This is a genomic window from Streptomyces sp. NPDC044106 (genome assembly GCF_056433985.1).
In genome coordinates this window covers 207,037-224,390 of the sequence record NZ_JBWKFZ010000011.1, presented here as the reverse complement: position 1 = coordinate 224,390, position 17,354 = coordinate 207,037, and the positions used below count along the sequence as shown (strand labels likewise).

The 17,354-nt window shown below is 73.9% G+C and carries 17 protein-coding genes; 10 read left to right on the top strand and 7 right to left on the bottom strand.

All coding sequences use genetic code 11. The annotated features are described in order from the left end of the window. Positions 1-9 precede the first annotated feature (9 nt). The 9 genes from AC07DI_RS21765 to lgt all read left to right on the top strand — a co-directional run bounded on the left by AC07DI_RS21765 (position 10) and on the right by lgt (position 8,299). Complete coding sequence (locus AC07DI_RS21765; RefSeq protein WP_478905713.1) at positions 10-1,527, top strand: anthranilate synthase component I; 1,518 nt, start codon at positions 10-12, stop codon at positions 1,525-1,527. 7 nt (positions 1,528-1,534) lie between these two features. Then, complete coding sequence (locus AC07DI_RS21760) at positions 1,535-2,182, top strand: TIGR02234 family membrane protein (RefSeq protein WP_384255822.1); 648 nt, start codon at positions 1,535-1,537, stop codon at positions 2,180-2,182. Positions 2,183-2,291: 109 nt separating this feature from the next. After that, positions 2,292-2,516 carry an HGxxPAAW family protein gene (locus tag AC07DI_RS21755; protein WP_478905712.1) on the top strand — a complete coding sequence of 75 codons (225 nt, stop codon included), beginning with the start codon at positions 2,292-2,294 and terminating at the stop codon, positions 2,514-2,516. Beyond that, positions 2,513-3,064 (top strand): DUF2752 domain-containing protein, encoded by a 552-nt coding sequence (locus tag AC07DI_RS21750; protein ID WP_478905777.1) that lies wholly within the window; start codon positions 2,513-2,515, stop codon positions 3,062-3,064. The genes AC07DI_RS21755 and AC07DI_RS21750 overlap by 4 nt, the downstream gene beginning before the upstream one ends. A 141-nt stretch (positions 3,065-3,205) precedes the next feature. After that, positions 3,206-4,015: an indole-3-glycerol phosphate synthase TrpC gene (gene trpC, locus AC07DI_RS21745; protein ID WP_384255814.1), complete on the top strand. Its 810-nt coding sequence runs from the start codon at positions 3,206-3,208 to the stop codon at positions 4,013-4,015. Positions 4,016-4,320: 305 nt separating this feature from the next. Continuing rightward, positions 4,321-5,604 (top strand): tryptophan synthase subunit beta, encoded by a 1,284-nt coding sequence (trpB, locus tag AC07DI_RS21740; protein WP_478905711.1) that lies wholly within the window; start codon positions 4,321-4,323, stop codon positions 5,602-5,604. After that, on the top strand, positions 5,601-6,416 hold the full coding sequence (gene trpA, locus AC07DI_RS21735) for a tryptophan synthase subunit alpha (protein WP_478905710.1): 816 nt from the start codon (positions 5,601-5,603) through the stop codon (positions 6,414-6,416). The genes trpB and trpA overlap by 4 nt, the downstream gene beginning before the upstream one ends. A 63-nt stretch (positions 6,417-6,479) precedes the next feature. Further along, the gene (locus tag AC07DI_RS21730) at positions 6,480-7,259 is read left to right on the top strand and encodes a DsbA family protein (protein ID WP_478905709.1); all 780 of its coding nucleotides are present in this window, start codon (positions 6,480-6,482) and stop codon (positions 7,257-7,259) included. Positions 7,260-7,351: 92 nt separating this feature from the next. Further along, positions 7,352-8,299, top strand: a complete 948-nt coding sequence (gene lgt, locus AC07DI_RS21725) for a prolipoprotein diacylglyceryl transferase (RefSeq protein ID WP_478905708.1) — start codon at positions 7,352-7,354, stop codon at positions 8,297-8,299. Positions 8,300-8,397: 98 nt separating this feature from the next. Here the strand turns inward: lgt and AC07DI_RS21720 are convergent, their stop codons facing one another. From AC07DI_RS21720 to AC07DI_RS21690, 7 genes are read right to left on the bottom strand one after another with little or no spacing between them, the layout of a single operon-like run. After that, positions 8,398-9,237 carry an HpcH/HpaI aldolase/citrate lyase family protein gene (locus AC07DI_RS21720; RefSeq protein ID WP_478905707.1) on the bottom strand — a complete coding sequence of 280 codons (840 nt, stop codon included), beginning with the start codon at positions 9,235-9,237 and terminating at the stop codon, positions 8,398-8,400. After that, positions 9,234-10,421: a CaiB/BaiF CoA transferase family protein gene (locus tag AC07DI_RS21715; RefSeq protein WP_478905706.1), complete on the bottom strand. Its 1,188-nt coding sequence runs from the start codon at positions 10,419-10,421 to the stop codon at positions 9,234-9,236. Before AC07DI_RS21715 ends, AC07DI_RS21720 begins: the two co-directional genes overlap by 4 nt. Next, positions 10,418-11,329: a ribokinase gene (rbsK, locus tag AC07DI_RS21710; protein WP_478905705.1), complete on the bottom strand. Its 912-nt coding sequence runs from the start codon at positions 11,327-11,329 to the stop codon at positions 10,418-10,420. The genes AC07DI_RS21715 and rbsK overlap by 4 nt, the downstream gene beginning before the upstream one ends. Further along, complete coding sequence (locus AC07DI_RS21705) at positions 11,326-12,657, bottom strand: ADP-ribosylglycohydrolase family protein (protein WP_478905704.1); 1,332 nt, start codon at positions 12,655-12,657, stop codon at positions 11,326-11,328. Before AC07DI_RS21705 ends, rbsK begins: the two co-directional genes overlap by 4 nt. Beyond that, positions 12,654-13,844: an ADP-ribosylglycohydrolase family protein gene (locus AC07DI_RS21700; protein ID WP_478905776.1), complete on the bottom strand. Its 1,191-nt coding sequence runs from the start codon at positions 13,842-13,844 to the stop codon at positions 12,654-12,656. Before AC07DI_RS21700 ends, AC07DI_RS21705 begins: the two co-directional genes overlap by 4 nt. Beyond that, on the bottom strand, positions 13,828-15,159 hold the full coding sequence (locus AC07DI_RS21695; RefSeq protein ID WP_478905703.1) for an ADP-ribosylglycohydrolase family protein: 1,332 nt from the start codon (positions 15,157-15,159) through the stop codon (positions 13,828-13,830). The genes AC07DI_RS21700 and AC07DI_RS21695 overlap by 17 nt, the downstream gene beginning before the upstream one ends. After that, entirely contained in the window at positions 15,156-16,163 is a 1,008-nt protein-coding gene (locus AC07DI_RS21690) for an ADP-ribosylglycohydrolase family protein (protein ID WP_478905702.1), read from the bottom strand. The genes AC07DI_RS21695 and AC07DI_RS21690 overlap by 4 nt, the downstream gene beginning before the upstream one ends. Before the next feature lie 285 nt (positions 16,164-16,448). Between AC07DI_RS21690 and AC07DI_RS21685 the strand changes: the two genes are divergently transcribed. Next, positions 16,449-17,180, top strand: a complete 732-nt coding sequence (locus AC07DI_RS21685; RefSeq protein ID WP_384255785.1) for a VIT1/CCC1 transporter family protein — start codon at positions 16,449-16,451, stop codon at positions 17,178-17,180. The last annotated feature ends 174 nt before the right edge of the window (positions 17,181-17,354 follow it).

The window sequence follows — 17,354 nt, the reverse complement described above, 5'->3', positions numbered from 1 at the left end:
TCTGCTGCCATGGACCTCGAGACCTTCCGCAAGCTGGCCTGTGACCGCCGCGTCATCCCCGTCGGCCGCAAGCTCCTCGCGGACGGCGACACCCCCGTGGGCCTCTACCGCAAGCTCACCGCGGAACGCCCCGGCACCTTCCTCCTGGAGTCCGCGGAGAACGGCCGCGCCGGGGCCCTGTGGTCCCGCTACTCCTTCGTGGGCGTCCGCAGCGCCGCCACCCTCACCGTCCGCGACGGCGAGGCCCACTGGCTGGGCACCCCGCCCGTCGGCGTACCCACCTCCGGCGACCCGCTCGAAGCCCTGCGCGCCACCATCGGCATACTGCACACCCCGCGCGACGTGGTCAGCGCCCACGGCCTGCCGCCCTTCACCGGCGGCATGGTCGGCTACCTCGGCTACGACATCGTGCGCCGCCTGGAGAAGATCGGCCCCGGCGAGCGGGACGACCTGCGGCTCCCCGAGCTGACCATGCTCCTCACCAGCGACCTCGCCGTCCTCGACCACTGGGACGGCTCGGTCCTGCTGATCGCCAACGCGATCAACCACAACGACCTCGACACCGGCGTCGACGAGGCCTACGCCGACGCCGTGGCCCGCCTCAACGTCATGGAGGCCGACCTCTCCCGGCCGCTCTCCCAGCCCCCGGCCGCCCTGCCGCCCTCCGAGCTCCCCGAGTACACCGCCCTGTGGGGCGGCCCCCAGTACCAGGACGCCGTCGAGGACATCAAGGAACGCATCCGGGCCGGCGAGGCCTTCCAGGTCGTGCCCTCGCAGCGCTTCGAGACCCCGTGCACCGCGAGCGCCCTCGACGTCTACCGCGTGCTGCGGGCCACCAACCCCTCGCCGTACATGTACCTGTTCCGCTTCGACGGATTCGACGTCGTCGGCTCATCGCCCGAGGCCCTCGTCAAGGTCGAGGACGGCCGCGCCATGGTCCACCCCATCGCGGGGACCCGGCACCGCGGCGCGACGCCGCAGGAGGACCAGGCGCTCGCCGACGAACTGCTCGCCGACCCCAAGGAGCGCGCCGAGCACCTGATGCTCGTCGACCTCGGCCGCAACGACCTGGGCCGGGTCTGCGAGCCGGGCTCCGTCGAGGTCGTCGACTTCATGTCCATCGAGAAGTACTCCCACGTCATGCACATCGTCTCCACGGTCACCGGCCGCGTCGCCGCCGACCGCACCGCCTTCGACGTGCTCACCGCGTGCTTCCCGGCCGGCACCCTCTCCGGCGCCCCCAAACCCCGCGCGATGCAGATCATCGACGAGCTTGAGCCGTCCCGGCGCGGCCTCTACGGCGGCTGCGTCGGCTACCTGGACTTCGCGGGCGACTCCGACACCGCCATCGCCATCCGCACCGCCCTGCTCCGCGACGGCACGGCATACGTGCAGGCCGGAGCCGGGGTCGTCGCCGACTCCGACCCCGTCGCCGAGGACACCGAGTGCCGCAACAAGGCCGCCGCCGTGCTGCGCGCCATCCACACGGCGAACCGGCTGCACGACAGTTCGAGCCGTGAGGGATAGTGGACAGGTGACTTCTGCCGTACCACCGCCCCGTACCGAGGCCGAACCCGAGAGCCGGGCCCAGCGCAGCAGCAGGCGCAGCATCGCCGCGGCGCTGCTGCTCGGCGCCGTCGGCGCCGCCCTCGCGCTGCTCGCCTCCCGACAGGACTGGGCCCACGGCACCGCGTCGGTGGCCGGTGGCCAACTGCCGCTGTCCGCCAAGGGCAGCGACGTCACCGGCGTGCCAGCGGCCCTCGCCATAGTCGGCCTCGCCGCCCTCGTCGCCGTCTTCGCGGTCCGCCGCACCGGACGCGTCCTGGTCTCCCTGCTGCTCACGCTCAGCGGCGGGGGCATCGTGGCCGCCGCCCTGCTCGGCGCGGACGACAGCGGCGCCCTCGACGAGAAGGCCGCGACGGCCGCCGGCGACACCGCCGCCACCATCGGCGGCCTCTCCCACACCGGCTGGCCGTACGCCGCCGCCGCCGCGGGCGTGCTGATCCTGCTCGCCGGGCTGCTCGCGCTCACGTACGGCCGTTCCTGGCCCGCGATGTCGGGACGCTACGAACGCGACGGCACCCCGGCCCCCCGCAAGGCCCGCCGGGCCGTCGACCCTGAGCGGCCCGAGGAGCTGTGGAAGGCCCTCGACCGCGGCGAGGACCCGACGCGCGGAACATGACCCCCCGCGCTCGGGGCACCCGCGCGCGTACGGGACAATGTGACCGACCGTCGGACGCGTGGCGGGCTTCCCACCCACCGCCGCGCACAGAGCAACGAGGAGCACATCAATGGCGGGCAGCCACGGACACACCCCGGCCGCTTGGACCGGATCCATCATCGCCTTCATCGGCTTCTGCGTCGCGGGCGCCTTCATGGTGATGGCCAACGTCCCCGGCTTCTGGGCCGGCATGGCCGTCATCGCCATCGGCGGCCTCGTGGGCGGTGCCATGCGCATGGCGGGCCTGGGCTCGGAGAAGCGTCCGCAGCGCCGGGCCGCCGGCTCCGAGAGCTGACCTCGCCGTACGGACAAGAGGCGGACCGGCAGGCGCCGGGGCCGCCTCTTTCGCGTCCGCGGGCGCCGGGTCCCCGGCCGGGCCGCCGGGCGACGCGCCCGGGCGCGCGGCACAATGCACGGGTGACCGCCGAACCCGGGAGCGCCGCGCCCGCCGCCCTGACCCGCCTGCTCGTTCCCGCCGGTGTGCTCGCCTCGGTCCTCGGCGCCTTCGCCTACGTCGGCGCCGTCGACCCGAACGAACCCGGCCACTACCCCGCCTGCCCGCTGCTGCGCCTCACCGGCATCTGGTGCCCGGGCTGCGGCGGCCTGCGCAGCGCCCACGCCGTCGCCCACGGCGATCTCGCGGCGGCCCTCGGCGCCAACGCGCTCGCCGTCGCCGGATACGCCCTCTTCGCCGTGGTGTGGACCGCCTGGGTGCTCGGGGCCGTGCGCGGACGGCCCCTGCGAATCAATGCCGGACCCCTTCAGCTGTGGGGTTTCGGAGTCCTCGTCACGCTCTTCACCGTGGTCCGCAATCTGCCGTTCGGGTCATGGCTGCATCCCTGAAACCGCAGGCCGCGAGGGGTTGCCGCGGTCCAGGTCGTGGGACGGGTGTCAACCGGATGCGGGGGCTTCGCCCTCCTGCGGATACCATCGCAGTGACCAGCTTGAACGTCAGCTCAACCGTCAGGGAAGGGGGCCGCTCGCGTGAGTGTGCTCGACGAGATCATCGACGGAGTCCGTGCCGACCTCGCGGAGCGGCAGGCACGCGTCAGCCTCGACGAGCTCAAGGAGCGTGCGGCCAAGGCTCCCGCGGCCAAGGACGGCGCGGCGGCCCTGCGCGGCGACGGCGTCAAGGTCATCTGCGAGGTGAAGCGCTCCAGCCCCTCCAAGGGCGCGCTCGCCGCGATCGCCGACCCGGCGGGTCTCGCCGCCGACTACGAGGCGGGCGGCGGCGCCGTCATCTCCGTACTCACCGAGGAGCGCCGCTTCGGCGGCTCGCTCGCCGACCTGGAGGCCGTCCGGGCCAAGGTCGACATCCCGGTGCTCCGCAAGGACTTCATCGTCACCTCGTACCAGCTGTGGGAGGCCAGGGCGTACGGCGCCGACCTCGCGCTGCTCATTGTGGCCGCCCTGGAGCAGCCCGCCCTGGAATCCCTCATCGAGCGTGCCGAATCGATCGGCCTCACGCCCATCGTCGAGGTGCACGACGAGGACGAGGCGGATCGTGCCGTGGACGCGGGCGCCCGGGTCATCGGCGTCAACAACCGCGACCTGAAGACCCTGAAGGTCGACCGCTCCACCTTCGAGCGCATCGCGCCCGAGCTGCCGGACAGCGTGGTCAAGATCGCCGAGTCCGGTGTGCGCGGCCCGCACGACCTGATCGCCTTCGCCAACGCGGGCGCCGACGCGGTGCTCGTGGGCGAGTCCCTGGTGACCGGCGGCAACCCGCGGGCCGCCGTCTCCGACCTGGTCGCCGCGGGCACCCACCCGGCCCTCCGCCACGGACGGGGCTGACCCTCCTCATGGCCATCTCCGCCCGCCTCGCACCCGGCTGCCGCCCCCGCGGCTGCCGGGCGCCCGCGCGGCGCGTGCGGGGCCGGCGGGTGCGGTACCACATCGGTGCGGAGCCGGGCCAGATCCCCGGGATGCGATGGCGACGGCGCCCTGAGCGCCGACCGAGCTGAGGGCGCCCCTTCAGGGGCGCGGGGAACTGCGCGACCAGCCCACGCCGGGCGATGGTCGCGACGGAACCTGCTCCAGCTACGGCGACCGGGCGATCTCATGCCATACGCCAGCGTCAGCCATTGCGAGGTTTCCGCATGTCAAGCGAGTACTTCATCCCCGACCCGGAGGGTCAAATCCCCAGCGCCGAAGGGTACTTCGGCGCGTTCGGCGGCAAGTTCATCCCGGAGGCCCTCGTCGCCGCCGTGGACGAGGTCGCCGTCGAGTACGACAAGGCCAAGAGCGACCCCGAGTTCGCCCGCGAGCTCGACGACCTCCTGGTCAACTACACGGGCAGGCCCAGCAGCCTCACCGAGGTCCCCCGCTTCGCCGAGCACGCCGGCGGCGCCCGCGTGTTCCTCAAGCGCGAGGACCTGAACCACACCGGCTCGCACAAGATCAACAACGTGCTCGGCCAGGCCCTGCTCACCAGGCGCATGGGCAAGACCCGCGTCATCGCCGAGACCGGCGCGGGACAGCACGGCGTCGCCACGGCCACCGCCTGCGCGCTCTTCGGCCTCGAATGCACCATCTACATGGGCGAGATCGACACCGAGCGCCAGGCCCTGAACGTGGCCAGGATGCGGATGCTCGGCGCCGAGGTCGTCGCCGTGAAGTCCGGCAGCCGCACCCTCAAGGACGCCATCAACGAGGCGTTCCGCGACTGGGTCGCCAACGTGGACCGCACCCACTACCTCTTCGGGACCGTCGCGGGCCCGCACCCCTTCCCCGCCATGGTCCGCGACTTCCACCGCGTCATCGGCGTCGAGGCCAGGCGGCAGATCCTGGAGCGCGCCGGACGCCTGCCGGACGCCGCCGTGGCCTGCGTGGGCGGCGGCTCCAACGCCATCGGCCTCTTCCACGCCTTGATCCCGGACGCCGGTGTCCGCCTCATCGGCTGCGAGCCCGCCGGGCACGGCGTCGAGACCGGCGAGCACGCGGCCACGCTGACCGCGGGCGAGCCGGGCATCCTGCACGGCTCCCGGTCGTACGTCCTCCAGGACGAGGAGGGCCAGATCACCGAGCCCTACTCGATCTCCGCGGGCCTCGACTACCCCGGCATCGGCCCCGAGCACGCCTACCTCAAGGACAGCGGCCGCGGCGAGTACCGCGCGGTCACCGACGACGCCGCCATGCAGGCCCTGCGCCTGCTCTCGCGCACCGAGGGCATCATCCCGGCCATCGAGAGCGCCCACGCGCTCGCCGGTGCGCTCGACGTCGGCAAGGAGCTCGGCAAGGACGGCCTGATCGTCGTCAACCTCTCCGGGCGGGGCGACAAGGACATGGACACGGCCGCGCGCTACTTCGGCCTGTACGACACGGACGCCGCCGTCGAGGCGGACGCGGCAGCCACCGCGGAGATCGAGGGGGACGCCAAGTGAGCGGCAACATCCAGCTGTTGGACGAGACCCTCGCGGCCGCGAAGGCCGAGGGGCGCGCCGCCCTCATCGCCTACCTGCCCGCCGGGTTCCCGACCGTCGACGGCGGCATCGCGGCGGTCAAGGCCGCCTTCGAGGGCGGCGCCGACGTGGTCGAGGTCGGTCTGCCGCACTCCGACCCGGTGCTCGACGGCCCGGTCATCCAGACCGCCGACGACATCGCACTCAAGGCGGGCCTGAAGATCGCCGACGTCATGCGCACGGTGCGCGAGGCCTTCGAGGCGACCGGCAGGCCGGTGCTCGTCATGACGTACTGGAACCCGATCGACCGCTACGGCGTGGAGCGCTTCACGGCCGAGCTCGCCGAGGCGGGCGGCGCGGGCTGCATCCTGCCCGACCTGCCGGTCCAGGAGTCCGCGCTCTGGAGGGAGCACGCCGAGAAGCACGGCCTGGCCACGGTCTTCGTCGTCGCGCCGAGCAGCAAGGACGAGCGGCTCGCCACGATCACGGCGGCGGGCTCCGGCTTCGTCTACGCGGCATCGCTGATGGGCGTCACGGGCACCCGCGAATCCGTCGGCGAGCAGGCCCAGGACCTGGTGCGGCGCACCAAGGCCACCACCGACCTGCCGGTCTGCGTCGGACTCGGCGTCTCCAACGCCCGCCAGGCCGCCGAGGTCGCGGGCTTCGCCGACGGCGTGATCGTCGGCTCGGCCTTCGTGCAGCGGATGCTCGACGCGCCCGACGAGGCCGCAGGACTTGCCGCCGTGCGCGCGCTCGCCGGTGAACTCGCGGACGGGGTGCGCGCCCCCGCGTAACTCGTACGGGTGGACCTGGACCGGGGAGGCACGCTGGTGCCTCCCCGGTTCGTTTGGCCGGGTGTGAGCGAGAAGAACCGTGAGGGAAAGCGATCGGCCCGCGAGCGGCTGACGGAAGAGCGAGAGCGGCAGAAGGCCCGCGACAAGCAGCGCCGGGCGCTGATCGTCGGGGCCGCCGTGGTCGGGGTCCTCGGCCTCGCCGCCGTGGTGGGGCTGCTCGCCGCGGGCTCGGACGACGACAAGAGCGACTCGTCGGGCCCGGTGGCCGTGCCGAAGGGGGCGACAGGAAAGGACCGGCTGGCGCTCCCCGCGGGCAAGGACGGCGCCAAGTCGACCCTCACCGTCTGGGAGGACTTCCGCTGCCCCGCCTGCAAGGGCTTCGAGGACGGCTTCCGCTCGACCATCCATGAGCTCACCGAGAAGGGCCGGCTCAAGGTCGAGTACCACCTGGCGACCCTCATCGACCGGAACCTCGGCGGCAGCGGCTCGCTGCGCGCCGCGAACGCGGCGGCCTGCGCCCAGGACGCCGGCAAGTTCGCGCCGTTCCACGACGTGCTCTACAAGAACCAGCCGGCCGAATCCGACGACGCGTTCGGCAAGAACGACAAGCTGCTCGACCTCGCGGGCCAGGTCGACGGTCTGGTCACCGACTCCTTCAAGAAGTGCGTCGACGACGGTGCGCACGACAGCTGGGTCCAGAAGTCCAACAAGGCGTTCCAGGACGCGAAGTTGCGCGGTACCCCCACCGTGCGGCTCGACGGCAAGGACATCTTCGGCGACCAGCGGAACCCGGTGACGCCCCAGAAGCTGAAGCAGATGGTGGCGGAGGCGAACAAGAGCTGACGCCCGTGGCGCGGGGGCGGTGGTCCTGTTATGGATACGTAGCCGGACCGGTTGCCGCCCCCGACGCCCGGCACGGTAGCGTCGGACGCGTCATGGACCTTGCCTTCATTCCCAGTCCGTCGCGCGGTGTGGTCGAACTCGGACCCATTCCGTTGCGCGGCTACGCGTTCTGCATCATCATCGGCGTCTTCGTAGCCGTCTGGCTCGGCAACAAGCGGTGGGTCGACCGCGGCGGCCGGCCCGGCACCGTGGCGGACATCGCCGTGTGGGCCGTGCCGTTCGGCCTTGTCGGCGGCCGCCTCTACCACGTGATCACGGACTACCAGCTGTACTTCAGCGACGGCCGTGACTGGGTGGACGCCTTCAAGATCTGGGAGGGCGGCCTCGGCATCTGGGGGGCGATCGCGCTCGGCGCGGTCGGCGCGTGGATCGGCTGCCGCCGCCGCGGCATCCCGCTGCCCGCCTGGGCCGACGCGCTGGCCCCCGGCATCGCCCTCGCCCAGGCCATCGGCCGCTGGGGCAACTGGTTCAACCAGGAGCTGTACGGCAAGCCCACGGATCTGCCCTGGGCCCTGAAGATCACCTCGGCGGAGGACGGCCGGGTCCCCGGCACGTACCACCCCACCTTCCTGTACGAGTCCCTGTGGTGCGTCGGCGTCGCCCTGCTCGTCATCTGGGCCGACCGCCGCTTCAAGCTCGGACACGGCCGGGCGTTCGCGCTGTACGTCGCCTCGTACTGCGCCGGGCGCGGCTGGACCGAGTACATGCGGGTCGACGACGCGCACCACATCCTCGGCGTGCGGCTGAACGTATGGACCGCCATCGTGGTCTTCCTCCTGGCGGTCGTCTACCTCGTGCTGTCCGCAAGGAAGCGCCCGGGGCGGGAGGAGATCGTCGAGCCGGAGGCCCCCGCGGAGCCTGCGAACGCTGACGCGAACGCTGCCACGAAGGACGAAGTGAAGGCCGACACCAAGGACGAGGCCAAGAGCGAGGCCGAGAGCGGGGCCAAGAGCGGAGCCAAGTCCGTCGACAAGAGCTGACGCTCCGGCTGTACGCCGAGGGGGCCGCCGGATCGAACGATCCGGCGGCCCCCTCGGCTGTGCGGCGGGCGAGGAGAGTCCGGCACCGGACGGAGCCGCTACCCCCGGCGGGCCAGAGCCAGCGCCAGGACCCTTCGGGCGCCCTCCACCACCGCCTTGTCCACGAAGCGGCCGTCGGCGAGTGCCAGCGCGCCCTCGTCCGTCGCCGCCGCCTTGGTGATCTCCTCCGCCTCCTCGATCTCCCGGGCGGTGGGCAGGTAGGCACGTTCGATCACCGGGAGCTGGCGGGGGTGGATCGCCGCGCGGCCGAGGAAGCCGAGGGCGCGGCCACGGGCGCAGGAGGCGGCGAGGCCGTCCAGGTCGCGGATGTCCGGGTGGACCGACTGGGCGGGCGGGACCAGGCCCGCCGCCCGTGCGGCCACCACCACCCGGGAGCGCGCCCAGTCGAGGCCCGCGTCCGCGCGCACGCCGAGGTCCGCGCGGAGGTCGGCCTCACCGAGGGAGATGCCGTGCAGGGCCGGGTGCGCGGTGGCGATGGCGAAGGCGTGCTCCAGGCCGAGCGCCGACTCGACGAGGGCGTGCAGGGCGGGGGCGCCGCCGTCGGCGGGAGCCGCGCGGTCGGCGACGCGGACGATCTCGGCGCGGGAGGCGACCTTGGGCAGGCGCAGGCCCGCCAGGCCCGGCAGCGCGGCGACGGCGCGCAGGTCGGCGTCGGCCAGCGGGCCGTCCAGGGCGTTGACACGGACGTGGACGGGGAGCGGCTGGGGCTCGGAGAGGAGTTCCGCGGTCGCCGAGCGCGCGTACTCCTTGCGGTCGGGGGCGACCGCGTCCTCCAGGTCGACGATCACGGCGTCGGCGCCCGCGTGGAGGGCCTTGACGACCACGTCGGGCCGATCCCCGGGAACGTACAGCCAGGTCAGGGGAGAGGGCGTGGTCACAGTGCGCCCTCCTTGCGCAGGGTGGTGATCTCCCGTTCGCTCAGGCCGAGTTCGGCGAGGACCGCGTCGGTGTCGGCGCCGTGCGGGCGGCCCGCCCAGTGGATCGCGCCCGGGGTCGCGGAGAGCCGGAAGAGGACGTTCTGCATGCGCAGGGGCCCGAGTTCCGGGTCGTCGACCGTGGTGAGGGTGTTGAGGGCCGCGTACTGGGGATCGGTCATGACGTCGCGTACGTCCTGGACGGGAGCGACCGCGGCCTCCGCCTTCTCGAACGCCTCGATCACCTCGGCGCGGGTGCGCCGGGCGATCCAGCCGCCGACCGCCTCGTCGAGGACGTCGGCGTGGCGCGCCCGGTCCGCGCCCGAGGCGAACCACGGTTCCGCGATCAGTTCCGGGCGGCCGACCAGCCGCATCAGCCGCTCCGCGACCGACTGGGCCGAGGTGGAGACGGCGACCCACTTGTCGTCCGCCGTGCGGTAGGTGTTGCGGGGCGCGTTGTTGGTGGAGCGGTTGCCGGTGCGGGGCTGGACGTGGCCGAGCTGGTCGTACCAGAGCGGCTGGGGGCCGAGGACGGTGAGGATCGGCTCGATGATCGCCATGTCCACCACCTGCCCCTCGCCCGTGCGGTCGCGGGCCGTGAGCGCGGTGAGCACCGCGTACGCCGTGGCCAGGCCCGCGATCGAGTCGGCGAGGCCGAACGGCGGAAGCGTCGGGGGTCCTTCGGGATCGCCGGTGATCGCGGCGAAACCGCTCATCGCCTCGGCGAGAGTGCCGAAGCCGGGGCGGCGGGAGCAGGGGCCGAACTGGCCGAAGCCGGTGACGCGGGTGAGGACGAGGCGGGGGTTGGCGGCGCTCAGCTCCGCCCAGCCGAGTCCCCACTTCTCCAGGGTGCCGGGGCGGAAGTTCTCGATGACCACGTCGGCGGTGGCGGCGAGCCGCAGCAGCGTGTCGTGGCCGCCGGGTGTCGACAGGTCGAGGGTCATGGTGCGCTTGTTGCGGCCGAGCAGCTTCCACCACAGGCCGACGCCGTCCTTCGAAGGGCCGTGGCCGCGGGAGGGGTCGGGGCGTGTGGGGTGCTCGACCTTGACGACCTCGGCGCCGAAGTCGCCGAGCATGGTGGCGGCGAGCGGGCCCGCGAAGAGGGTGGCGAGGTCGAGGACGCGGATGCCGGTGAGGGGAGCTGTCATGGCGTACGGCCCGCCTCGTCGTCGATCTCCTTGCGGTACGGCATGGACGCCGAGGCTCCGGGCCGCTGCACGGAGAGCGCGGCGGCCGACGAGGCCCAGGTCAGCGCCTTCACCACGGAGGCGCCCTCGGCCAGCGCCACGGCGAGGGTGCCCGCGAAGGTGTCGCCCGCGCCCGTCGTGTCGACCGCGGGCACCCGCGGGGCGGCCACCGTGACAGGTTCGGTGTCGCGGGCCGCGTACAGGCTGCCGCGCGAGCCGAGTGTGATGACGACCTCGGGGACCTGGGAGAGGAGTGAGCGGGCGGCGGCGGACGGGTCGTCGATGATGCCGGTGAGGGCGGCGGCCTCGTGCTCGTTGGGCAGCAACAGGTCGGTGGCGTCCAGGAGTTCGGGGGGCAGGTGTTGTGCGGGAGCCGGCGTGAGAAAGGTGCGTACGCCGTGGCGGCGGGCGGCCCGCGCGGCGGCGAGCACGCCCTCGACCGGCACCTCCAGCTGGAGCAGCAGGGCGTCGGCGGAGGCGATGAGGCCCTCGTCGCCGGGGGTGAGGGCGGTGACGGTGCCGTTGGCGCCGGGGACGACGACGATCGCGTTGCCGCCGTCGTCGTCCACGACGATGTGGGCGGTGCCGGTCGGGCCCTCGACGGTGCGCAGCATGTCCGTGTCGACGCCGGAGTGTTCGAGGGCGGAGCGGAGCTGGGTGCCGTAGGCGTCGGTGCCCAACGCGCCGATCATCGAGACGGTGGCGCCCGCGCGGGCCGCCGCGACGGCCTGGTTGGCGCCCTTGCCGCCGGGGGCGGTGCGGAACTCGCGTCCCGTCACGGTCTCACCGCGCCGCGGGGCCTTCGCGACGTACGCGACGAGGTCCATGTTCGCGCTGCCGAGGACGGCGATGTGGGGGGTGGGGGTCATGAGTGGTGCGCCTCCCGGGCGGTGAGTTCTGCGAGGGTGTCGAAGCCGATGCCGTCGAAGTCGCCGACGGAGGTGGCGAGCCGGTTCTTGAGGGGCGCCGTCCAGTGGCCGGGGAGACGGTCCGGGTGCCCGGCGATGAGGCCCGCGACGGAGCCCGCGGTCGCGCCGTTCGAATCGGTGTCCCAGCCGCCGGAGACGGCGCGGGTGATCGATCCGGTGAAGTCGCCTTCGGCGTGGGTGAGGGCGGCGGCGAGGAGGGCGGCGTTGGGCAGGACGTGGACCCAGTGGTGGTTCGCGTACGTCTCGTGGAGCCGGTCCACCACGTCGTCGAAGTCCCTTGTGCAAGCCGCCAATTGCATGCCGCCGCTGACCGCGCGGGAGAGGCGGGAGTCCGCGGGTACGGTGGCGAGTCCCGCGCGCAGGCAGCCGTGGACGTCCGCGTGCCCGGCCGCCGCCTCGGCGATCGTCGCGGCCACGAACATCGCGCCGTACACGCCGTTCGCGGTGTGGGTCAGGACGGCGTCGCGGCGGGCCTGCCCGGCGGCGGCCGCCGGAGCGCCGGGGTTGGTCCAGCCGTGCAGGTCGGCGCGGATGAGGGCACCGATCCACTCGCGGAAGGGGTTGTGGTGGGTGGCGGTGTGCGGGGGCTCGATGCCCTGGAGGAGGTTGCGGTAGGCGACGCGCTCGGCGGTGAAGGTACGGCCCGCGGGCAGCTCGTCGAGCCAGAGCCGCGCCACGTCCGCCGTGGTGAAGGCCTTGCCGTGGCGCTGCAGCAGAAGCAGGTTGAGCAGCGGGTAGTTGAGATCGTCGTCCTCGGGCATGCCGTCGATGTTCTCGGCGAGGGAAGTGGCCGCGGAGCGCTTGTTCCAGGGGTACGCCGCCTTGAGCTCGGGCGGCAGGCCGCGCTCGGTGAACCAGGTGGTGAGGGGCCAGTTGCCGGTCGCCCGGGCGAGGCCGCGGATGCCGTCGAGGGGCAGCTTCTCCACAGGTTTGCCCAGCAGGCAGCCGGCGGCCCTGCCGAGCCAGGCGGCGTGCAGCCGGTGCCGCAGCCCGTCCTCGTCGGGTGCCGCGCCGCCGGTGTCCGGCGCCGTGGGGACGGGCTCGTCGTGCCACGGCCCGGGCGCCAGTTCGTCAAGGAGCTGCTCCGCGAGGGCCCGCAGGCGGGCGGGGGCCGGGCCCGGTGACGCGCCCGCGCGGAGCGGGGCCGGGTGGCCGCCCGCCGCGAGCCAGCGGGCGCGCACCGAGGTGACGGCGCGCCCCTCCTGCTCGGCCTGGTGGAGCTCGTGGCCGATCAGGTCCTCCGGCTGGACCCAGGTCAGCCGGATCATCGCGTGGCCGTCAGGGCCGTGAACGCGGACTCGTGGGTACGCCGGCGGCGTACGTCCCTGGCGAAGATCTCCTCGGCCACCTCGGTCAGCGCCGCCGCCGGGGCACGCAGGTCGATACGGCTGGCCTCGGCGACCTGTCCGGCCCACTCCGCGGGGACCGCCGCCTCGCCGCGCAGCGCGCCCACGATCGCGCCGCTCATCGTGGCGATGGAGTCGCAGTCGCGGCCGTAGTTGACCGAGGCGAGCACGGTGCGGCGGTAGTCGGCCTCGCCGACCAGGAGCATGCCGAGGGCGACCGGCAGCTCCTCGATGGCGTGCAGGCGGGAGGGGCGGCGGGCGCCCAGGGACGGGGCGCGGTAGTCGGGACCGACGGTGTCGAAGGGGGCGACGGCGGCGCGCAGCGGAGCCAGCGCCGCCTCGAAGTCCCGGTACCGCGCGGCGACTTCGGCCACCGCCTCGATCGCCGCACGCGTGCCGTCCTTCGCCAGGCCGACGCACGCCTCGATCACCGAGTCCGCCGTGGCGCCCGGCGTGCAGGCCGCCGCCACCGCCGCCGCGAAGACGCCCGCCGCCTCCCGGCCGTACGAGGACTGGTGGGCGCCCGCGATGTCGAGGGCCTCGGCGTACGCGGCCCGCGGATCGGCCGCGTTGACCAGGCCGACCGGTGCCATGTACATCGCCGCGCCGCAGTTGACGATGTTGCCGGTGCCGGCCTCGCGCGGGTCGACGTGGCCGTAGTGGAGACGGGTGGCGAGCCACTTCTCGGCGAGGAAGATCCGGTGCAGCGGGAGCGCCTCGGCCTCCAGCTCCGGGATCCAGCGCGGGTTCGTCATCAGGTCGGGGACGAGGTGGTCGGCCACGGCGTAGGCGTCGAGGTGGTCGCGGACCGTGGCGTACACCCGGATCAGGGCGTGGGTCATCAGGGTGTCGTCGGTGACGTGCCCGTCGCCCTTGTGGTACGGCGCGATGGGGCGGGCCGTGCGCCAGCGGTCGCCGTTCCAGGGGCCGACGATGCCGCGCACCCGGCCGCCGTGCCGCTCGGCGATCTGCTGGGGCGTGTACCCCTCGACGGGCCCGCCGAGCGCGTCACCGACCGCGGCGCCGACGAGGCTGCCCGTGATGCGGCAGGACAGGGAGGGCTCGGACGGTACCGGCTCGGAGGACGGTTCGTCAGTACGCGGCGTCATGGTCGTCATGTCGGGATTGTCCCCTTGGAGTGACCAGTTCCGTGTCTGCCAGATGCCCGGCGAGTTCCACCAGATCGGTGCCCGCGAGGCGGGGCAGGGCGCAGCCGGAGAGGGTGCGGCAGGCGTCGCGCCACGCCTCGGGGATCGCGGCGGCCGTCCCCAGTATGCCGGTGAGCGCGCCGGCCAGCGCGGGCGCGGAGTCCGCGACGCGCGACAGGCAGGCGGCGGCGGGCACCGCCTCGCCGATGCGGCCGCGGGCCGCGGACGTCAGGGCGAGGGCGACCGGGACGGTCTCGGCGGCGGCGATGCCGTAGCTGTAGACGTGGTCGACGATCTGGTGCTCAAGGAGCGGTACGAGGGCGAAGGCGCCGTCGTCCGTCTGGGCGCGGGCCATCTTCACGGCGTGCCGGGCGTTGCGGCCGATCTCCGTGTGCGCGGGGAGCTGGGCGAGGGCGGCGTCCACGGCGGTGTCGACGTCGGCGTCGGCGAGGGCGGCGGCGATCGCCGCGGCCATGGCGCGGGCGCCGTGTGTGCCGTCGCCGTCCTGGGTGTAGCGGGCGTCGAACTCCGCGAGGTCCGCGGCACGTTCGGGGTCGCCGGGGTGGGCCAGGGCGAGCACACAGGCGCGTACGCAGGCCGCGTCGTCGAAGTAGTGCGGGTTGTCGTGGCCGGTGGCGGGGGGCCGCAGACCGGCGGCGAGATTGCCGAGGCCCGCGCGCACGGAGATCCGGGCGCGCAGGGGCGGCACGGCGGACTCGACCTCCGGGGCGCGGGCCGCCGCCGCGGCGATCTCGGCGGCGAGGGTGTTCCAGGCGAGGTCCAGGGCCGCGCGGACCCGGCGGTCCGGGGACAGCCGCGCGTCCAGGGTGCCGTCCGCCGCGCGAAGCAGCGACTCGGCGGTGAAGGCCGCCCATTCGGCGCCGTCGGAGGGGCCGAGGCGCAGCGGTTCAGGGGGCTGGTTCAGGGCGATGGGGACGGGGAGGGTGGTCGTGGCGTTCTGCTCGGCGAAGGTGTCGAGTTCGCGGGTGAGCCGCCGTGTCCACTCGGGCATGCGGGACGCTCTGTGCCGCGCGGCGGGCCACCCGGCGGCGTCGCCTGCGGCGAGCCCGAGGAGGAGGGCTTCGGCGGTGCGGCTCCGCTCCAGAGCGGGCGCGGGTTGGTCTGTTGCGGTGCTGGACGGTGCGGGGCGAACGGATGGGTGGGTGGGAAGGATCCGCCGCGGAGCGGCGGGGTTCGAGGCGCCGGGCGGCACGACGCCGGAGGAGGCCGCCGGAGGCGAGCCGCACCCCGGCCCGGCGGGGTCCCCCGGCGTCACGAGACCCCGCCCGCGGGGGCCAGGAGATCGGCCACGTCCAGGACGTGGCGCCCCCGCATGGAGGGAAGACAACTGCCCCGCACCGGCCCGATCGCCGCAGCCCAGGGCGCCGGGATCGCCGAGGCGCCACACGTGGCGCCGGAGAGCGCCCCCGCGACCGCCCCCGTCGTGTCCGCGTCCCGCCCCATGTTCACCGCGGCGAGCACCGCGCCGCGAAAGTCCCCGCGCGCCACCGCGTACGCCCCGAACGCGAGACCCACCGCCTCGGGCGCGAGGTCCGTCCAGGGGTAGCCGCCGATGACCACCGCGGAGCGGACCGCCCGCTCGCCCCGGTGCGCGACCGCCACCGCGCGCCGCAGGGAGCGAGCCGTCCAGCAGTCGTCCGGGATGACGGAGAGAGCCGCCGTCACGACAGCGTCCACCCGCGCTCCGCCCATCGCCGCCGCGACGCCCGCCGCCACCGCCTGGCCGCCGTAGATGCCCTCGCCGTCATGGCTGACGGAGCCGTCGACCGCGACGAGGCGGGCCGCCTCGCCGGGGCGGCCCGCGGCGAAGACGCCGAAGGGCGCGGCCCGCATCGCGAGACCGTCGCTCCACGCGTGCCGGTGCTGGGCGGAGATGGGCGCGGCCAGGCCCCTGCGCAGGTTCTCCAGGGTGCCGCGCTCGCTGAAGCCCGCGCCGCGGAACGGGCCCTCGTCCAGGTCGGCGATCCACTCGTGCCAGGCCGCCTCGACGTGGGCGACCGTCAGCGCGGAGCCGTGCCGGGCGAGGAGAAGGCCGGAGAAGATCGCGTACTCGGTGTCGTCCGTGCCCGCCGGGTGCTCGGCCACGTACCCCGTGATGCGGCCCCAGCGGCGACGGATCTCGGACGGCTTCATGTTCTCGGCGGGGGCGCCGAGCGCGTCGCCGACCGCGAGGCCGAGCAGCGCGCCGCGCGCCCGCTCGCGGAGGTCGTCGGCGCCGCCGGGCGCCGTGGCCGAGGGAACGCATGCGATGGACGCCATGCCGTGCCTCCCTTGTACGCGGACCCGCGCACATCCGCGCGAAGGTGCGCGGGTGTGCACGGACCGCTGGATGCGGTCCTTGCTGCATCCCTGCCACGCGAGACGCTCACACGAGCACGCATGAGCTCAGATCACCCCTTCGCCCGCCGCGGAGGCGCGTCCCGTGGCCGGACAACCGTCCCCACCGCGGCGCGTTTTCGCAGGTAAGTACGGCCTTCCTTGCTGGCGGGAGATTTTTTTCGCGCGTACTTTCGAGGTGTCCGACCACGCACGAGGGGGCTCACCATGGCGATCATCGAGACCGAAGCGACGCTGCACGAGGCGCACCGCGACAACCACACCCACCGCGATGTGAACGGCGGCTGGCTGCGCCCGGCGGTCTTCGGCGCGATGGACGGGCTCGTCTCCAACCTCGCCCTGATGACCGGCGTGGCGGGCGGCTCCGTCTCGCAGCAGACCATCGTCATCACCGGTCTCGCGGGGCTCGCCGCGGGAGCCTTCTCCATGGCGGCGGGCGAGTACACCTCCGTGGCCTCGCAGCGCGAGCTCGTCGAGGCCGAACTGGACATCGAGCGCCGTGAGCTGCGCAAGCATCCCGCGGACGAGGAGCGCGAGCTCGCCGAGCTGTACGCCTCGCGCGGCGTCGAGCCCGGACTGGCCCGCGAGGTCGCCCGGCAGCTGTCCAAGGACCCCGAGCAGGCCCTGGAGATCCACGCCCGCGAGGAGCTCGGCATCGACCCCGGCGACCTGCCCTCGCCGACCGTCGCCGCGGTCTCGTCCTTCGGCTCGTTCGCGCTCGGCGCGCTGCTTCCCGTCCTGCCGTACCTGCTCGGCGCCACCGTGCTCTGGCCCGCCCTGCTGCTCGCGATGATCGGCCTCTTCGCCTGCGGCGCGGTGGTGGCCAAGGTCACCGCGCGGTCCTGGTGGTTCAGCGGTCTGCGGCAGCTCGCGCTCGGTGGGGCCGCGGCCGGTGTGACGTACGCCCTGGGCGGGCTGTTCGGTACGGCCGTAGGATGAGCCGCCGCAGGGGTATGCGAGAGCTCGCATAAGTTTCCGTTACTCGGCGGTTTCGAGTGGCTGATCGCGGGGCATGAGCCGTAAGCGCTGCGGGCAATGAGGCCTGCTTCGCTCAGGGCCTGTCCGAAGGCGGGCTCCCAGGGCCGTCGGTCACGGATCTGTCCGCAGGGTCCC

Bases quoted from the DNA above. Each gene is read 5' to 3' on its own strand.
- AC07DI_RS21755 (WP_478905712.1), top strand. From the start codon at position 2,292: ATGGCGGGCAGCCACGGACACACCCCGGCCGCTTGGACCGGATCCATC.
- rbsK (WP_478905705.1), bottom strand. From the start codon at position 11,329: ATGACCCCCACCCCCCACATCGCCGTCCTCGGCAGCGCGAACATGGAC.
- AC07DI_RS21700 (WP_478905776.1), bottom strand. From the start codon at position 13,844: ATGACGCCGCGTACTGACGAACCGTCCTCCGAGCCGGTACCGTCCGAG.
- AC07DI_RS21765 (WP_478905713.1), top strand. From the start codon at position 10: ATGGACCTCGAGACCTTCCGCAAGCTGGCCTGTGACCGCCGCGTCATC.
- AC07DI_RS21705 (WP_478905704.1), bottom strand. From the start codon at position 12,657: ATGATCCGGCTGACCTGGGTCCAGCCGGAGGACCTGATCGGCCACGAG.
- lgt (WP_478905708.1), top strand. From the start codon at position 7,352: ATGGACCTTGCCTTCATTCCCAGTCCGTCGCGCGGTGTGGTCGAACTC.
- AC07DI_RS21690 (WP_478905702.1), bottom strand. From the start codon at position 16,163: ATGGCGTCCATCGCATGCGTTCCCTCGGCCACGGCGCCCGGCGGCGCC.
- AC07DI_RS21715 (WP_478905706.1), bottom strand. From the start codon at position 10,421: ATGACAGCTCCCCTCACCGGCATCCGCGTCCTCGACCTCGCCACCCTC.
- trpB (WP_478905711.1), top strand. From the start codon at position 4,321: ATGTCAAGCGAGTACTTCATCCCCGACCCGGAGGGTCAAATCCCCAGC.
- AC07DI_RS21685 (WP_384255785.1), top strand. From the start codon at position 16,449: ATGGCGATCATCGAGACCGAAGCGACGCTGCACGAGGCGCACCGCGAC.